Origin of the sequence: Paenibacillus sp. Soil787 (genome assembly GCF_001429545.1) — a bacterium.
Lineage (GTDB): Bacteria > Bacillota > Bacilli > Paenibacillales > NBRC-103111 > Paenibacillus_E.
In genome coordinates, this window is record NZ_LMSP01000029.1 from 41,632 (window position 1) to 59,918 (window position 18,287).

The following is an 18,287-nucleotide window of genomic DNA, read 5'->3' on the forward strand; positions in this document are numbered from 1 at the left end:
TTTATGGAATAGCGGCATTCGGCTTCATTATTTAGAAAGGTTATCGGATTGTATACGTTCCATGAATTTCATCGTAATCAACTTGCTTCTCAATGTCTAAACCAATTTGGGCGACTCGCTCAGGTGAAATGGACAACTCTTGGATTGATTCAATTTTTCAAGTTTGGTATTCATCATTGTTCGATGATTGATGTGATACCAGAGCAAGTACCATTCTTTTTTCACCAAGGAATACTCAAGAAAATTACTATCGTGATCTTTTGATTCAAAGCGTGGGCTTTTCCAGGATTGGAAAAAGCCCCTTCTGCGCTATTCGCAGAAGGGGCTACCATTAAAAAATAGTTTTCGGTGCTTTTCGTTATTACTTTAATGGCGGCTTTTTTTACTTTCCTTTAAAATTGCTTCTGAATTGATTCGGCGTGACTCCATAGGCCTTTTTAAATAAGGTGAAAAAATGGCTGCGGCTTGAAAAGCCCTACGGCAATTTGATTGCTGGCATAGGTAACCCGGACATTATTGATATAGTCTGTCATAGATATCAGCCTGTGCTTTTTGAATAATTTCCCCAGATAAGCCGGGGATAGGTTCACTTTTTCCGCTATGTGCGTACAGAGGTTAAATGTATTATTTGCTTCGAATGGGAAAATAGATGGTGTACGCTTCGTCAACAACCTCGTTAACCGGAATAAATCGCATCCCTCTCTCCTGATTAACCGTTCTGTAGGAGGCTGCATTCCACCAGCTATGATGACGCTCATTATGCGGTGTCAGAATGCTATCAAGCGACTCTAGACTTCCAATTAATTGTCGTTCCTCATCTACAAGGCCTGCAAGAACGAGAGGACCATCCATAAAAGCAACCATATCCGGACGATCTGGTAAACCTACAGTTGTCAACGCTTTATTGAATACGATCCGAATCACATCAGAATACCAAGCACGCGTGATTTCAATAACTCCCGGCTTATGCACAATGGAATGCTCAAGTTCACCATTCACCGTGATGATAGGCTCCCCTTTGACCCACCAAGGAACTCTAAGTTTCACTGTAAAAGCTGTTTCTTCCTCGCAGGAGATTTGCAGCCCATACACGTAACAATCCGGTCGCTGCTCAGGGATTGGCGGCACATGTACATTCTGGATCGCATTGAGGCCCTTTAAGGAGAACTTCTGTAAGGGAGCCAAGCCAGCCTGTGATTCTTGCGTTAATTCAATAGTAATAAGGACATCGGCAAAACTCCATCTCAAAGTAGCAGGAATGTATTGGCTGACAATAAGCCCTTCCTGATCTTCAAAGAAAATAGATAGATCGTAAGAAGCTTGCGCTTGCAGAAGCGTCCCATGACAGCACCAAAAATGCTCCGTTGGCAAGCCCCATGTCTTCTTGCTGCCGGCACCCATATCCAGAAAATACGAAATCATGCCCGTTTGCGGATGCTGTTGGGCTAGTATGCCATTATAGAGGTTTCGTTCCCAGAAATCAGCATAACGAAAGTCTCCTGTCCATTGAAACAAAATATGGGCCAAACGCATCATATTATAGGTCGAACAATGCTCCTGGGCTGAACCCAATCTGCCGGACAGCTTACCCGGCGGCGTCCAGATTTCTCCGCAAGATATCCCCCCCGTACAATAACACTGGCGCTGTTCCACTGCCGATTGCCAGAATGCTTCCACGATCCCTCTCCAACGTGAATCTCCCACCACTTCCCACACGCGTGCGGCACCGAGAATTTCAGGAATTTGCGTATTCGCATGTTTATTCGTTAGCATATCCTGCCCACTGAGCAGCGGATCAAAAAAACGTTTACGGTCGTATCGAAGCATTAATTCCTTGTACTGAGGATTCTTCGTCACTGCATAGAGATCTGCCCATACTTCAAGCATGCCTCCTGTTTCGAAATCCATTAGGTCATCCAATTGCTCCGCCGTAAATGAACCTGTCCACCGGAAAAACCAATCAGCAAAACGAGTCATGACTTCAAGTGCCTGCTCATTGCCGGATAAAGCGTACATATCAAAAAGACCCATCAGCAGCTTATGCAGTGTATATTGCGGTGCCCATACCCATTTGCCTGCCGCAATGCGAGTCAAATATGATTCAGGAAAGGGCCCAAGCCATTCTCCGCCATTGGCCTGCTGACAGCGGGAAAGCTCATTGATTATATAATCCGCCTTAACTTTAACGCGCACGTCATCCGATTGAACAATAATCATGGCTGCCGCGGAGAGCCAGTGACCGAGGAAATGCCCACGAAGCTCGGATGTCACGGCTTCCCACCCCCAATGCCAGCCCTCAGGCTGACCTTCGCAGGTTGTAATTCCCGGAGTTGTTCCACCACTGCCGCTGTAGCTCCACAATCCTGCTTCTATATAATAATTTCGCAATAAATTTAGTTCGGTCAGACTCATTAAATACGTTCTATTCAGCTCATATCTCATCTTGAACGGGCTGTCCGTCAGCTGTGTTCTGCCGCGGGGCATTGCTTTTAAAGTTAATTTCATCTCTCCATCGCTCCCCGTATGCTTTAATTGTCGGGTTTCATTCCCAATTTTATTTTTACACAAAAAAACAGGCAAGTGAATACACAACCTTTTAACTGTACATATACTTTTTTTAGGTAAATTAGAATCAATGAGCATTGAGTCTTGCTGCAAAAAAATTTATACTAACTTTAAAGTATTCATTTTTTTGAAAAGGGACGATCACAATGGAAAAGCAAATGTACAGCTTCGGCGCACGGTACTTGCCTTGCGTAAGGGATCTCGGTTATCACACTTCTGCACAACCTTATCTCCACCCTGACCGATGTACCGACTATGATGTTTTTTTGTATGTGACGAAAGGAAGCATGCAAGTCATCGAAGAAAATATAGAGTATACGGTTAACGATAACAGTTACCTGTTTCTTCAGAGCGGACTGCACCATTATGGCACTGTAAAATCGATGCCAGGGACGTCATGGTACTGGATACATTTTTACCCGCAGCCTACTCCCGATCTTGGAATTACCATGAACATGCTTCCCAAAACTGGACCTTTTACTCGTGAAGATTACACTAGCGGCCTCTCACTGCCGAAACATTGCCGCCTGTCTTCTCCTTTACCGTGCATACCTTTGTTAAGTGATTTGGTTCACACATACTCCGGTGAAGATAATACGCATCCGACATCTATTAGCATGCAAGCGTTGGCATTCTTTCTCGAGATTCATAAGTATATTAGCAAACAACAGATATCGGACAAATCCGATATCCTTGTTGATAAAATCAAGTCGTTTCTTATCCTTCATAAAGAGGAAGCTTTTGATTCCAGCCTGCTTGCTGCTCATTTAAAACTGAATTATTCCTATTTATCCACTTTATTTAAACAAAAGACGGGTCTTTGCATCATCGCTTTTCACACCTCCGTTCGCATGAAGCAGGCCGCTGCACTGCTTCAGAACACAGAAATGATGGTATCGGAAATAAGCGAGCGCTTATGCTTTCAAAACCCTTATTATTTCAGCCGGGTATTCAAAAAAGTGTTCGGCGAGTCTCCTTCTTCTTTCCATAGAAATTTATACAAATAAACTTAACTGTTGCAAAAATACCCCAGTAACCAAAATTTACGGAAGTAAAAGAGTAAATCGGAATAAATTCTACGTTGCTTTGTGTACACATCGTCAAAAAAAATTCGACAACACACGTGAAGATCTCGAGGATTTGATCTCGATTGGAACCATCGGTTTGATCAAAGATATCGAGTCGTTCTCGCCGAACAAAGGGACGAAACTCGCAACATTCGCGGCTCGCTGTATTGAGAATGATATCTTGATGCACTTGCGTTCTCTGAAGAAAACTCGTAAAGATGTGTCCCTACATGATCCCATCGGAACGGACAAAGAGGGGAATGAAATTACGTTGATCGACATCTGCTGCCGAGATTAAGTGCCTATGAGAATGTGGAGTTGCCTTTGATCTATCGGGGGATGAGCAAAAAGGAAAGAGAGCCACTCGTTTTGCAAGCACTGGAATCGGTGGACTTACTGGATCGTAAGAAGCATTTTCCATCAGAGTTATCTGGCGGACTGCAGCAGCGTGTTGCTATTGCGCGAACGTTGGCAGGAGATCCTCCGATTATTTTGGCAGATGAGCCTACGGGAGCGTTAGATTCTAAGACAGGTGTGGAGATTTTAAACATTTTAAAGCGATTAAATGAACATGGGCGGACAATTATTTTGATTACGCATGACTTATTGATTGCGCAGCAGGCGAAGCGGATTGTGGATGGGCGGTTGAATGAAGTTTTTTAGTAGTTTATTAGGCCGGAACTCCAAATAAGGGGTTCCGGTTTATTTGTGCGTCTCACAGTCGCACAATCTCTAAGTGGTTCAAATCCACTCGATAACTTACCTTTTAAAGTACCGTAGCCGAATTAGAGGTCCTAATCCAGCAGGGTTAGGATTGGCAGGGTGTTTCTCGTGAGAAGGAATCTGAAGGGCAGGCAAAATCAGCCCGGAATGCGGTGAACCAGAGGTGGCGGCGATGTTGGGTGACCCGCCAAACAATCGGGGAAACTTATGCAAATATGTATATCTTGCAGGGAAACAAACAAAGGGATATAACCTGCCAGGCTCATCGACGTGTTTAGGATCAGGATGGATAGAATAGAATGTGCAGACAACCGATGGAAGTCTCGTAGTCTCCTTGACGCAAACGTAGACAAGGTAGGTATAACCTTAAAGGGGAAGTCGAATCGATGTGCTTCGAGATGGCGGATCGTTCCGTAGTAGCGAGTCAGAGCTTCGGCAGTTTTCCAATGTGGAGGACTTATTTTGTATTCATAATTTTGAGATTGATGTCAGCGCTCTTCCTCATTAATTAAAGGAGAATGTGCAGCACTGACCCCATTGCCTGCTAAATTGCGACATATTTGCTTTCTTTTATGTCGCTCTGAACGATTCATGAACCTTCCCCTGCCAGATATAATTAATACCATAGCGAGCAGATCAGGGGGGAATAGCATGACTAAAATATCGGAAATTACACGAATGTACGAAAAAGGCAATTACGCTAACACCTATAAAGAGGTGGCAACAACAAATCCCGGATTGGCGTGGCGGGAAGGCATGATTAGTGGAAATGGCGAAAATGGGTATGTCACGTCAGGATCGCCTTATACGGACAGCTTTATTTTTCAAAATATGTGGTTCAACTATCCGTCTCGAGATCCAAGAGCGATTCCAGGAGAATTAACGGGGCAGCTTGCTGATGCCAGATGGAATGTTTTTAAACAAAACGATCAATGGAAGATTACTTTTCCGGACGGTACAACGAGGGTAAGAACCTATTTTTATAGTTATCATCCGGGACACCAGCTCAGATTAGGCGTGACTGATAAGGGAGCCGTGTCTGATTATGAGAGATGGACGAATTATGAAACAGCCGAAACCGGAGTACGATACACCGATGAATTTGGCGAATGGATCCGAACCTCGTTTACATCCAGAGAAGACAATGTTTCGATTACGAAGATCTCACAATCCTCTGAAGGCGCTAAGATCAATATGATCATCTCCATTGATGACATTTCGAGCATGTACAAATCGAGGGATGGTATGTCTGAGCTAACGGCGCTTCAATACAAAAAGCTTGTGGAACCGAATGCGGCATATATCACGCAGGTTGCCCATTACCCATCCTATCAGGACAGCGAGCTGAGCAATGGTGGGTATGCAGGTCTGACGCAGATTATTGTTGTTAATGGAACCAAGAAGAGAGTACTGCTCGCTGACACGAATGAACCGATGAATGTAGGAATGGAACAGAATCCTGCGATCCAAGTGATCGACGCCGACGCCGTATATTTAATTACGCAATCGAACAGGACATTTGATATGGGCAAAATCGAAGAATTTGCCGGAATGACGCAATACGCTATCGTAGACAATTTATTTCAGAACACGAATGCGGTCGCTGAAAAATATAAAGATGCCTATGGTAAATTCGATTATCAAGCTGCCCTCACGCCTCACGCCCTAAAGCATTCCGCAGAATTTAACGCTGCACAATTTACTCTTACAGGCGACGAGGATGACAAGAGCGCTGACAATGTAACGCTAATCAACGCGCAAAAGGCATCAAAAACTAGAATCAATCATGCTTTTATGGAGCAGGTGTACAACCAGGGACGTTATGCCTTACTATGCTGCAGCGGTTCAAGCGCTCCGCGCTTGTATGGGATGTGGACCGGGGAGTGGAATCCTGGCTGGCGAGGTATCTATACGCTTGACGCCAATGTGAATTTGCAGGTTTCTCCGATGAATACAGGCCATTTCACGCAAGCGCAGCTTGGATACATCACTTTCTTCTTGAGAAACACGCCCGACTTCGAATACAATGCGCGAATGGCCTACGGGATGCATGATGCCCTGCAGGTGTCAGTAAACTCGGACATCGACCGCGCAATGCATGTGGAATACGACAATGACTATCCGTTTGAATATTGGAATGCCGGAGCGAGCTGGTGTCTGCTCCCGATCTTCGAGTATTGGCAGTGTTACGGCAATGGGCAGATTCCGATCAACGACAACATGAGAATCCATGATCTGAAACCGCTTCTCAGTATAAAGGACGGTGGGCTTACGGATGAAGAATTCAGTCAATTGATCGAAAATGGATTTCTAGATTTGGAAAAGGATATTTTACTTCCGCTGCTGACAAAACAGGCTAATTTCTGGGAGCAGCTATGTACGCCGGAATACTATACGGATATAAACAATAATGCGTGCTATGAGAAAGGCAAAACTGCGTTAAATTCAGGCGAGAAATATTTGCTTATTCCTACCTACTCTCCAGAGAATAACCCGATCGGTTACAACAGTACGATTACGGCAAATGCCACGATGGATATTGCTGCGGCGCGGGATGGACTGCATATGGTCATATCCATGGAAAAAGCAGTAAAGCGCGACGGATATGAAATTGCAGTCGCCAAATGGGAAGCTTTGTTAGGACTAATGCCGGATTATAAGGTTGACAAAGACGGCGCTTTACGCGAATGGGCGATGAGTGAATATACGGAAAACAACAATCACCGCCATTTAAGCCATCTTTATCCGGCATGGCCTGCGTACGAAACGCAGAACAATACGGAGTTGACGGAAGCAGCAATTATCGCGGTTGAAAACAGAAATAAATACAATACAGGGGACGCGACAGCGGGGCACGGCTGGATGCATAAGGCGCTGGTCTATGCCAGGTTAAAAAACGGCGACGGGGTCGTCTCGTCCCTTCTGCCGATGATGACGGATTCCGGTTATTACACTTCCTTGATGACAGACCATGACACAAACAGAAGAAACGACTGCTATTGTACGGATACATTATTTGGTACTGTGGGGGCAGTAAATGAAGCGCTGCTATTTTCCAATACAGGTGAAATTGAAATACTTCCGGCGCTGCCCTCTGAATGGAAATCGGGGTCAATAAAAGGATTAATGGCAAGGACCCGGGTAGAGGTTAGAGGGTTATTTTGGGACACTAACATTGCATGTGTTACATTAAAATCAGTTGTAAATCAAAATGAAGTAAAAGTAAAAGTGGGTATTCCTTGGACAAAAGCAATGGTTAACGCCCAAGAAGTAGAGGCACTTGACGATGAATTTGGTAAACATATTCGCTTAACGCTGAATTCTGGTATAGACGTTACAGTTGTATTTATTTTGTCCAATTGATGCGATGTTCGAGGTGTACACTTCAAGGATAGTCTTGATTTGTTATGTGTCTTCATTGGGATGTCTCATTGAGATCAAAGGACTTACGCAAGGAGCGAAACTCACCTGCCGAAACATTGTAGTATTTCTTAAAGGTAGTACAAAATTGTTCCAATGAAGAAAAACCGACATGTCGCGCTATTTCACTAATGGTCATTGAGGTTGTAGTAAGAAGGTGAACGGCAGCCGTCATTCTTGCTTGGGTCTTTTTTTGTGTAAACGATTGGCCATAATACTGTTGAATGGTTCTCTCCGTCTGTCTGACACTTAGTCTCAGTTTTTGAGCGAGCTTCTGTATAGTTAAATCATCATAGTTGTATAAAAAACTATTTTCAATGATAACGACTCTCTCGTCGTCTAAGGTTTTAAGCGGCATAACAGAGGAGGTCGGAATATCGTTTGTGTAGTTTCTGACCAGCTTGATGACGATCTGCTCGATAATATGTTGAACCGTCAGGTAGTAGCCGATATATTGATAGGTTGTTTCATAGGAGAGTTGCTCGAACAATGGCAACAAATTCTGCTTGTCCTGACCGAACCAAAAAGTTGTTTGAACGAATTGGTTTGCTATAGAGGAAAGATCCGGATCATCGTTAATGTTATTGGCCAACACTTCAAAGCATATGCAGTATTCCGCCATAGGGTCGGAGAGAACCGTGGTTTGCTCGTGCGCAATATCTGGGCCAGTCATATAAAGAGTACCAGGATGTATCGGATAATTTCGGCCGTTTGCTACCAAGATTCCCTGTCCCTGAGGAATATAATGCAATTCGTAGCTTTTCATGCTATGGCTGTGTTCGAGAAAGGATTGATAAAAGACCCCGAATTTGATATACAAAACGTTTAACAATAAACCGCCTAACGAAATCTTAACGTTCATATTTTCGACATTAACTTTTGGGAGCTCCACTTGACCAATCCCCCTTTTTCAGATTCTTTAAATTGTTTCGTAGGAAGATTTAAAGCAGCCCTTTAATTTTATTATGTGTGTTCAACAAGCTTAACGCAAGCTCGTACTTAACAATACCAAAAATTTCAACTTGGTATTCAGTTTGTCTTTGGTAGACTTCACCTTAAAGATGTTCCTCTCTTTGGGTGAAGTTTTCCCTTTATACGAAGCTTTAAAATAGGCACACTTATCTTGGAAATGAACCGTATCATCGTAGGCACCCTTCAAATTATAATTTAGACATATAGACATACAAAAATTTAGAGGGTGGTGATAGTTATGAACAATGACGTATTTATAAAACGCTTTCAAAATCAGCTGCCTTTTCAGCTGTTTGTCTGGGTCGGGCTTGTGTTCCTATTGATTTTTAGTTACATTCCGATGTTTGGAATTATTATTGCGTTCAAGAATTATAAAATATCGACAGGAATTGAAGGTATTTTTACAAGCTCTTGGGCTGGGCTCACCCATTTCAAAGAGTTAATTAATGATTACAATTTTCCGATGCTAGTGCGCAATACTCTGGTTTTAAGTTTGTTAAAAATCATCTTTTCCTACCCAATCCCGATTCTGTTTGCCATTCTGCTCAGTGAAGTGAAGCATGTATTCCTCAAGCGGTTCGTCCAGACAGTCAGTTACTTGCCTCATTTTGTTTCCTGGGTAGTTGTAACCGGCATTGCTTATTCGTTCTTCTCAAGTGGTTTCGGCATCATTAACTACTTATTGCAATCGCTCCATCTCGTGGATAAACCGCTCGACATTCTGACGAACCCGGATGCCTTCTGGGGACTCGCAGTTTCTACGGCCATCTGGAAAGAGGCCGGATGGTGGACGATTATCTTTCTTGCGGCACTTGCCGGTATCGATCCTTCGCTTTATGAGGCTGCGGAAATCGATGGGGCGGGGCGGCTTAAGCGAATTCTCTATATTACGCTGCCCGGGCTGAAGAACGCAAGCATCGTTGTTTTGATTCTGACAATTGGCAGCATGCTAGGCGGCGGCTTAGTCGGATCGAATTTTGAACAGTCGATGCTGCTCGGCAATACATTAAACAGCGAGAAGTCTCAAATCATTCAGACCTACGCTTTCACGATTGGGCTTGCGCAAGGAAGATTCTCGTTCGCAACCGCAATTGATTTAATGCAATCCGTTATTTCAGTCATGCTGATTTTCACCAGCAACGCGATTGCCAAGCGTGTATCGGGAACTGGATTGTTCTAGCTCGACAAGAAAAAAAGAGGTGATCCATTTTGCGCAGAAGAAAAACAGTCGAGGATCGCGTACTGGATTCCATTATAGCGGTCGTCCTAGTCATCATCGTTTTTGTTACGGTATATCCGTTCTATTACATTTTGTTGATCACGTTTAACGCCGGCACCGATACAGCCGCCGGAGGCATGTATCTATGGCCGAGAAGCTTCACGCTCGGTAACTATCTCTATTTCCTCGAAAACCCGAAGTGGATTAAATCATTGGGTATCTCGGTGCTTCGAACTGTCATAGGGACATCGCTTGCCGTTCTCTTTACTTGTTTAGTTGCTTATGGACTGTCCAAGAGAGATCTGATTTTCAGGAGAAGCTATTTCTTAATTGTAATCGTATCCATGAACTTCTCCGGCGGATTGATCTCCTACTATATCGTTTTAAAGAGCCTTAAACTGATTAATACATTTGGTGTTTATGTCATTCCGAGCATGCTGAATCTGTTTTTCCTGCTAATCGCGATCTCCTTTTTTAGGGAAATTCCCGATGAACTTGGGGAATCGGCACGTATGGATGGCGCCTCTGAAATTCGCATTTTCACGAAGATCATACTTCCGGTTTCTATGCCGCTGCTTGCGACGATGAGTCTATTCTTAGGCTCAGGACAGTGGAACTCATGGCTTGATTCCGCTTATTTCGTACAGGACGAGAACTTGCGTACGCTTACCTATCGAATGATGCAAGTCATTAATCAGTCGATGGTCCCTACCGGAGAAGCACAGATGGCCGCCATGTCGCGATCGAGCGTCACACCATTTTCTATTCAGGCCACCGCCATGGTTATATCGATCGTTCCCATTCTCGGCGTGTACCCGTTTCTGCAAAAGCATTTCGTATCGGGTATAATGCTTGGTTCCGTCAAGGGTTGAAAGCAATATTTTTATAGCACTCTTATTTGGATGTCAATCAGAGTGCTTGAAAATAAGAAGTTATTATGAAGGGGGAAAGAAAATGAAAAAACGAATCGAAAGGATCACCAAGATGGTAGTCGCTCCGCTTCTGATAGGGGGTGTGCTTGCGGGCTGCAGCACGAGTACGGATAATGGGGGAAATTCATCAGTGAGTAGTACTCAAGCGGCCACCAAAACCGCTGTTGGTACAAGCGGGAATCCAAGTTCCTGTACATCACCTGTCGAGCTAAATATGTTCGTCGATGCCACGTGGTATCCGTTTCAGGAATGGTCGGGCGAAATTCCGGAAGCGATTACAAAAGCAACCTGTGTGAAGCCAAAAGTCACTGTTGCTACCGATGACAAGCAATTGGCTTTGATGACGGCCTCCGGTGATCTGCCGGATATCGTGGTGTCTTTCAACTTCAAACTCATGTCAGATGCGAAACTTAGTCTTCCATACAATCAAATTTTTCCGAAGTACGCTCCGGATGTAAAATTTGATCCGATTAAAGAGCTGGTTAGTACCGTAACTGATGGCAATTATTACGCCATCCGCAATGATTTCTCAACGGAGGCCGAATGGAAAGCCAACCCTTTCGCACATATGATGGTTCCGGGACTTGCTATGCGCAAAGATATTTTGGAGGAAATCGGAAATCCAGCTATCAAATCGATTGACGATCTCAATAAGGTTTTCGCCGATGTTAAAGCTAAGCACCCGGAAATGATGCCATTAATCTTGAACCCGAATTGGCTAAGACCTTTTTTTGATACGCAATTCGGCGCTCAGGGTGGGTTTGTCGACAAGAACGGCAAGATTGAATATTATCTCAGACAGGATGAGGTACGCAAGTCGATGCTTTATATGAACAGTTTGTATCGCAACGGCTTTGTCACGTCGGAAAATTTCGCGTATAAGAACGAGTCGGAGACCGAGCAAATGGTGCTCGCCGGCAAAGGCTTTGCTTACACGTGGACCTATTCCGCTGCGGACCGCCTCAATGCAGACTCAAAAGATAAAAATCTCAAGTTCGTTCAACTCGCGGAGCCGCTTGGACCGAACGCATCCATCATCAGTACAGGGACTGGCGGACTCGGTATGTACGTAACGAAGAACAATAAGAATGTCGAGGCGACCGTGAGGCTTCTCAAATACTTATTTTCGGAAGATGGGTGGAGAACAGCGGAGTGGGGAATTAAAGATAAGGATTGGACCTGGAACGCAGCAGGATATCCAGAATTTAATTATGATGTCCAAAATATTGAGATTCTCAAGAAGAACGGTGTTTACTGGTGGGGCGTGCCAACGGAGAGCGGTGTTGGCATGGCTTTAGGCTCCTACAAGAAAGGCTCGGAAACGACGCGCCAAGGGGAAGCTTACTCTAAAATAACGAAATATAACCCGGCAATCGGCATGATTAATCCTGATACCGATTCTCCGGAGCAGATTATTCGGGCGAATATCGATAATATGGTGAAAACGGAAGTCACGAAAGTGTATCTTTCGAAATCGGAGGCGGAAGCCGCAAAAGCGTACGATGACATGCTGAGCAAAGCTGAGAAAATCGGGATGACCAAACTGGAATCGTGGGCTACAAAGCAATACGGACCGTTGAAAGAAAAATACGATAGTTTGACGAAATCAAAATAAGAGATCATATAAACTCATACAGAATGTAGCCATATTGGATGGTCTTCATTCCGTATGAGTTCGTTCATTTTTTTGAAACGGAGCCGTGAAGAATATGCGCATGAGTATTAAAATGATTGTAGGCTATATTCTTCTGATTATTATTCCGTTCCTTACTTTTGCCTATTTTGTTTATAGCCAGATGAATGATAAGTTTATTGCGCAATACCAACTAGCTAATCAGCAGAATATTGAACAATTAGCTGTTAATCTTGACGCTAGTTTAGTTAAGATCGAATCACTTTACTCGATATATCAGAATAACAACGCTTTAATTGAATTTTTGCGAGGAGACTACACTAATGATCGAGATTTAATTTACGCCTATCTGAAAGAAATCGTACCCGCTATTTCATTTTCATATCTTGGAGATAAACTTGTGCGAAATCTTACCATATACCCTAAATACGAAGAACGTTTACTGAACGTTACCGGTTTTAAGGCTTATCACGAATTGGAAGATGTCATTAAAACCTCTGATTGGAAGGCAATGGGTCCGAAAAAAGGGATATGGACAATCGATTCTATCGGTCAAGTACCAACACTGGCTTACTTTCACAAGATTTATAACGATTCGTACTCTAACGATCTTGGTGTACTTCAAATTACGATTCAACCCATATTCTTTGAGGAGTTCCTCGATCAGCTTCGGAGTCTCCATCCTAACAATGTGATCCTATTGGTGAGTCAAGATGGCAACATCGTGTATCAAAAAATGGACAATACATTTTCCAGAAATCAACTAATGGAGATTAAGTCTTCCACCCTTGCGAATGGGAGTAAAACGTTAATGACTGATCGCAATCAATTGCTCGTCAATTCGACGGGCTTGTCGAGACTGGGGCTTACGATTATTGAAATTAACAAGAAGGATGCCATGTTTACGCTGCTCCGCCATAAGAAATGGTGGATAGCGGGAGGTTTTGCATTACTTGCCTTGCTGACCCTTCTTTATTACATTTTTGTTTCTTCCCTGACCAAACGACTCCTCTTATTATCGCGACATATGCGCCGTGTAGAGGCGGATTCCTTGAATCATCCGTACACCGGACACGCAGGAAAAGATGAGGTCGGGTTTCTGATCTTGAACTACAATGCCATGATCAACCGCGTTGATGAACTCGTAAACCGTGTTCAAAAAGTAGAGTTACTGAAGAAAGAAGCTGAGTTTCAAATGCTGCAAGCACAAATCCAGCCCCATTTTTTATATAATACGCTGGAAACGATGCGCATGCTGGCCAGGGCGAATGGTGATTCAACTGTTGCGGATATGGCTTATTCCCTCGGGGACCTTTTGCGTTACAGTTTGTCCAAACAAGATGATACGACTCTTCAGGATGAATTGAACAATGTTAAAAGATACCTCTCTATCCATCAGATTCGGATGCGTGATCTTGAATATGAGATATCCCTCGAAGAAGGGCTGATGACGATGAAATGTCCGCGGTTTATTTTACAGCCGCTTGTAGAAAACAGTATCATTCATGGACTATCGAAGCGAAGAGGAGCCAAGCGACTCGACATACGGTTTGCCATCGAGCAGGATTACGCTATTATCGAGGTATCTGACAATGGTTCAGGTATTTCAGTAGAAAAGCTTTCGATACTGCGGCAAGTCCTTGCAGGTGAGGCTGTTGGCGGAATGCAGACACAAGGAACAGGCATTGGCCTTACAAATGTAGCGGAACGGGTGAAAGCGTTTTTCGGCGGGAATTCAGGCGTGATGTTTAGCAGCCTTCCTGGTGAGGGGACTGTTTGTTCACTTCGACTTTATTTAAAGGAGAACGGCGATGCTGAAGTTAATGATCGTGGACGATGAACAGATTATATTGGCTGGTATACGGGATATGGTAGAAAAGGAGAATACCGCTTTCACCAAGATTGTTACAGCAAACGATGGTATCGAAGCGCTTGAAAAGATGGATTACTTTCGTCCTGACTTGATAATAACTGACATTCAAATGCCTGAAATGGATGGTTTGACTCTGATTCGCGAGGCTCAAAAGAAAGATGTCTCCCACTTTATCATTCTCTCGGGATATGATGAGTTTAAATATGCACGTGAAGGTATTCGCTTGCAAGTCAAAGAATACTTGTTGAAACCTATTAATCAGTTGGAGTTAGCCGAATTATTAAAAAGAATGGCAATTGATATTATGGAGGAGAAACAAGCCACTCAGCTTAAAACGCAAGAAGCCGGGGAACCACAAGGGAATTCTAATGAGAATATCAGAATCTTAATTGACTATATTAAGACAAATTATATGAAGGATATTTCTCTTGGTGACGCTGCCTCTTTGTTGGATCAGCATCCTGTGTATGTAGGGCAAATATTCAAAAAAGAAACGGGTAACACATTCAACTTTCTTCTCAATGAAGTCCGAGTAGAGAAGGCTAAGCAGCTCCTTATTGGGATGAAGGGGATGTCTTTGGACAAAATTGCGAAACACGTAGGCTACGAAAATCGCCGGACATTTTATAAAGTCTTTCGCAAATATACAGGTCAAACGCCAGGCGACTATAGGGAAGCTTTTTTTGTCATCTCAGTTGATGGCTGCATATCTGATCCGAGTTAGTGAACAGGAGAGTGGTTACGTGCCTGATGAATTCCCAAATTGGAAGATACGCTGAACCTGATTAGCTGGCAGAGGTCATTTTAAACCTACCAATTGAGCCAAGCTACACTAAGAAACTGAATCACAAATGTCTTCTATTGTATCAAAATCACGCTAGTTTAACCTTCTTTATGAAAAGGCACTGTGTATAATTTTGAATTTACGTTGCTTCGTGTTTTCACAACCTCAAAAAATTCGACAACACAGGGGAAGATTTGGAGGATTTGATCTCCATCGGGACGATCGGATTGATTAAAGCGATCGAGTCGTTTTCGCCGAACAAAGGGACCAAGCTAGCGACTTTCGCAGCACGTTGTATAGAAAATGAAATACTTATGCATCTTCGCTCGTTGAAGAAAACGCGCAAAGATGTGTCTTTGCATGATCCCATCGGAACGGACAAAGAGGGGAATGAAATTACTTTGATCGACATCCTCGGTACAGAAGCGGACGATGTCGTGGATAAGGTTCAGTCCAAGATAGAGAAGAGCAAAATCTATCGCAATCTGGAGATATTGGACGATCGCGAGAAGGAAGTCGTCGTTGGCCGGTTTGGTCTGGAACTTGGCGGGGAAGAGCGGACGCAGCGGGAGATTGCGAAGGAGCTGGGGATTTCGCGGTCGTATGTGTCTCGGATTGAGAAGCGGGCGCTCATGAAGCTGTATCATGAGTTTTATAAGGCGAAACGGTGATTTTTCTTAAAGTTAAACAATCGAGTACTCGCACTCTGAAAATCGAAATGGTCCCGCGGCCAAACGATTTTTCAAGAAATCGTTGATTTCACCTCATAATCAATCGCCTCACGTAATTACCGTTGATAAAAACCCATCTTACCCTACCGCAATCTAGCAATTGAAGGACGAGAAAGCTATGAATCAAGAAACAGTACTAAGACAACAAAAATATCTAAACAATATTATTGAACAGATCATCGATTCATAAAGAAAGGAAAGTCATTAAACGTCTTTCAGTATTGCAGAGAAAACAATTGCCGGGATAGAAGTCATGCATATGATAAAGAAAGGGCAGGTTGAATGAAATCATTCGTCTGTCCTTTCTGCAGTAGAATTAGTCAATAATATGTTTGGTTTGATAGCATAGTCAAAAAACAATATGGTGGCTATCTTTGATTAGTTATTAGTTGTTCTATGCCTAAGCATCATTGGGTGGTTAAGAAAGAAAGGCGTCTAACCTAGTTAGGCGCCTGCTTTACTTTCGAAAACTAAGATTACATTGTTGTCAAAAATAAGTGGAGGTGATAAGATTACTATATAAAACCTGGTTTAATATAGTAAACCGACAATCAGAGGAGGATTTAATATGAGGCTGGAAGGAAAGATTATATTAATTACAGGCTCGGGTTCGGGAATCGGTAAAAGCTCAGCGTTGCTTTTTGCTAAAGAAGGGGCAACGATTGTAGTCAACGATCTGGATGCGATAAAAGGAACGGAGACAGCTAAGGAAATTCAAGATGCAGGTGGCACCTCTTTTTTTATTCAAGCGGATGTAACCGATCCAGATTCAGTCAAAGCCATGGTGGATCGTGCAATTGCGGAGTTTGGGCGTATAGATGTTCTTTTTAATAATGCTGGAATTAGCGGTGTTGGAGCTCTGCATGAGGTTGAACCAGATGCGTGGGATCGTGTGATGAACGTAAATATTCGTGGTGTATTTCTGCCAAGCAAATATGTAATTCCTCACATGATGGATCGTATGTCAGGCTCTATTATTAATATGTCCTCCTGTATTGCTGAAATTGGATTAGCGAAACGTGCTTCTTATTCGGCTACCAAAGGGGCGATTTTGGCATTAACCAAATCGATGCAAGTCGATTATGCTTCGTTTAATATTCGTGTTAACGCATTGCTTCCTGGCACAATTTTCACGCCATTTGTCGAAGATTATTTGAAAAACTCTTATGATGATCCTGCAGCAGCCATCGAATCGCTTAAAAAACGTCAGCTTAGCGGGGATTTGGGGAAGCCGGAGGATGTAGCATTAGCGGCTCTGTTCCTAGCTTCGGATGAATCGAAATTTATGATGGGCTCTCCTTTATATATTGACGGTGGAGTTGTTTTTGGGAAAAATGCGTAGTAAACGTGTAAAAACGGAATATGGGATCGTGGTTGTAGCAGCGGCATTACTAGATGCACCAACAGCGTCCCGTCAGTCAACGGTATTATCTCCATCCTGCTGAGGAAGGTATTTGCATAGAGAAGTATGTAAAATGTACGGTTAAGAAAGGGAGTAAGCGGCCTTATGAAAGTGTCTTTATTTATCACATGCTTAAGCGACCTTGTCTACCCCAAGGTTGGTGAATCAATGGTTCAATTACTTGCCAAATATGGCGTCAAGCTAGACTTCCCTGCGACTCAGACATGCTGCGGTCAGCCTGCCTTCAATAGCGGCTATTGGGATGAGGCGCGTGGTTCCGCGTTGACACTGCTTCAAGCGTTTGAAGACAGTGATTTTGTGATATCACCCTCGGGTTCATGCACAAGTATGATACATCATTATTATCCGAAGCTTTTTGAAAATGATCCTATCAATCTAGCAAGAGCTAACCGATTAGTAGAAAAAACTTATGAATTCACGCAGTTCCTCGTGCAAGTAATGGGTGTGACTGATTTGGGGGCCGTGTTCCCGCACAAAGTGACCTATCATCCGTCCTGCCACGGCAGCCGATTGTTAGGTGTCAAAGAGGAACCGATGNGGTGTGACTGATTTGGGGGCCGTGTTCCCGCACAAAGTGACCTATCATCCGTCCTGCCACGGCAGCCGATTGTTAGGTGTCAAAGAGGAACCGATGCAATTGATGCAAAATATTCGTGACTTGGAATTGGTACCCCTTCCTCATGCAGAGGACTGCTGTGGGTTTGGCGGGACTTTTGCGGTGAAAATGTGTGATATTTCAGGAGCTATGGTATCCGAGAAATCGGATCATGTGTTGGAAACGGAAGCAGAAGTGCTAGTTGGACTAGATATGGGATGTTTAATGAATATTGCAGGCAATTTATCCTACCGTGGAAAACCCGTGAAGGTCATGCATCTAGCAGAATTACTATTCGAGGGAGTGAAGCTGGCGCATGAGCGATCATAAACCGAGTGGGACCGTCAAGG

General features: G+C 43.5%; 11 protein-coding genes and 5 pseudogenes. 13 read left to right on the forward strand and 3 right to left on the reverse strand.

Going from position 1 to position 18,287, the window contains the following annotated elements; all coding sequences use genetic code 11:
* Nucleotides 1-382: 382 nt before the first annotated feature.
* Together ASG93_RS37235 and ASG93_RS23125 are read right to left on the reverse strand one after the other, a co-directional pair.
* A pseudogene (locus ASG93_RS37235) lies at nt 383-469 on the reverse strand (AraC family transcriptional regulator); the annotation flags it as partial.
* A 155-nt stretch (nt 470-624) separates the two neighbouring features.
* Nucleotides 625-2,505, reverse strand: coding sequence for a beta-L-arabinofuranosidase domain-containing protein (locus ASG93_RS23125; protein WP_056835724.1), 1,881 nt, complete (start codon nt 2,503-2,505; stop codon nt 625-627).
* A 206-nt stretch (nt 2,506-2,711) separates the two neighbouring features.
* On the opposite strand from ASG93_RS23125, the gene ASG93_RS23130 reads away from it, so the two are divergent.
* The 4 genes and pseudogenes from ASG93_RS23130 (at nt 2,712) to ASG93_RS23140 (ending at nt 7,718) form a co-directional block, all read left to right on the forward strand.
* The gene (locus ASG93_RS23130; protein WP_056835727.1) at nt 2,712-3,572 is read left to right on the forward strand and encodes a helix-turn-helix transcriptional regulator; all 861 of its coding nucleotides are present in this window, start codon (nt 2,712-2,714) and stop codon (nt 3,570-3,572) included.
* Between the two features lie 79 nt (nt 3,573-3,651).
* Nucleotides 3,652-3,915 (forward strand): annotated as a pseudogene (locus ASG93_RS35355) (sigma factor); the annotation flags it as partial.
* Nucleotides 3,912-4,295: pseudogene (locus ASG93_RS34420) on the forward strand (ABC transporter ATP-binding protein); the annotation flags it as partial. The pseudogenes ASG93_RS35355 and ASG93_RS34420, both read left to right, overlap by 4 nt.
* A 711-nt stretch (nt 4,296-5,006) precedes the next feature.
* Nucleotides 5,007-7,718 carry a glycosyl hydrolase family 95 catalytic domain-containing protein gene (locus ASG93_RS23140; RefSeq protein WP_056835728.1) on the forward strand — a complete coding sequence of 904 codons (2,712 nt, stop codon included), beginning with the start codon at nt 5,007-5,009 and terminating at the stop codon, nt 7,716-7,718.
* 52 nt (nt 7,719-7,770) lie between these two features.
* Here the strand turns inward: ASG93_RS23140 and ASG93_RS23145 are convergent, their stop codons facing one another.
* Nucleotides 7,771-8,667 (reverse strand): AraC family transcriptional regulator, encoded by an 897-nt coding sequence (locus tag ASG93_RS23145; protein ID WP_235550947.1) that lies wholly within the window; start codon nt 8,665-8,667, stop codon nt 7,771-7,773.
* Nucleotides 8,668-8,985: 318 nt separating this feature from the next.
* On the opposite strand from ASG93_RS23145, the gene ASG93_RS23150 reads away from it, so the two are divergent.
* The 9 genes and pseudogenes from ASG93_RS23150 to ASG93_RS36540 form a co-directional block, all read left to right on the forward strand.
* Complete coding sequence (locus ASG93_RS23150) at nt 8,986-9,927, forward strand: ABC transporter permease (protein WP_056835731.1); 942 nt, start codon at nt 8,986-8,988, stop codon at nt 9,925-9,927.
* A gap of 29 nt (nt 9,928-9,956) precedes the next feature.
* Nucleotides 9,957-10,838, forward strand: coding sequence for a carbohydrate ABC transporter permease (locus ASG93_RS23155; RefSeq protein ID WP_056835733.1), 882 nt, complete (start codon nt 9,957-9,959; stop codon nt 10,836-10,838).
* A gap of 82 nt (nt 10,839-10,920) precedes the next feature.
* A complete protein-coding gene (locus ASG93_RS23160; RefSeq protein ID WP_056835735.1) occupies nt 10,921-12,513 on the forward strand; it encodes a hypothetical protein in 1,593 nt (530 codons plus the stop codon).
* A gap of 100 nt (nt 12,514-12,613) precedes the next feature.
* Complete coding sequence (locus tag ASG93_RS23165) at nt 12,614-14,371, forward strand: sensor histidine kinase (protein WP_162262874.1); 1,758 nt, start codon at nt 12,614-12,616, stop codon at nt 14,369-14,371.
* Complete coding sequence (locus ASG93_RS23170) at nt 14,343-15,128, forward strand: response regulator (RefSeq protein ID WP_056835739.1); 786 nt, start codon at nt 14,343-14,345, stop codon at nt 15,126-15,128. Before ASG93_RS23165 ends, ASG93_RS23170 begins: the two co-directional genes overlap by 29 nt.
* 218 nt (nt 15,129-15,346) lie before the next feature.
* Nucleotides 15,347-15,859 (forward strand): annotated as a pseudogene (sigK, locus tag ASG93_RS23175) (RNA polymerase sporulation sigma factor SigK); the annotation flags it as partial.
* Nucleotides 15,860-16,487: 628 nt separating this feature from the next.
* On the forward strand, nt 16,488-17,261 hold the full coding sequence (locus ASG93_RS23180; RefSeq protein ID WP_056835741.1) for an SDR family NAD(P)-dependent oxidoreductase: 774 nt from the start codon (nt 16,488-16,490) through the stop codon (nt 17,259-17,261).
* Between the two features lie 165 nt (nt 17,262-17,426).
* Nucleotides 17,427-17,879: (Fe-S)-binding protein (locus ASG93_RS36535; protein WP_162262876.1), on the forward strand; the 453-nt coding region annotated here is incomplete at its 3' end.
* 1 nt (nt 17,880) lies between these two features.
* Nucleotides 17,881-18,267 (forward strand): annotated as a pseudogene (locus ASG93_RS36540) (heterodisulfide reductase-related iron-sulfur binding cluster); the annotation flags it as partial.
* Between the last annotated feature and the right edge of the window lie 20 nt (nt 18,268-18,287).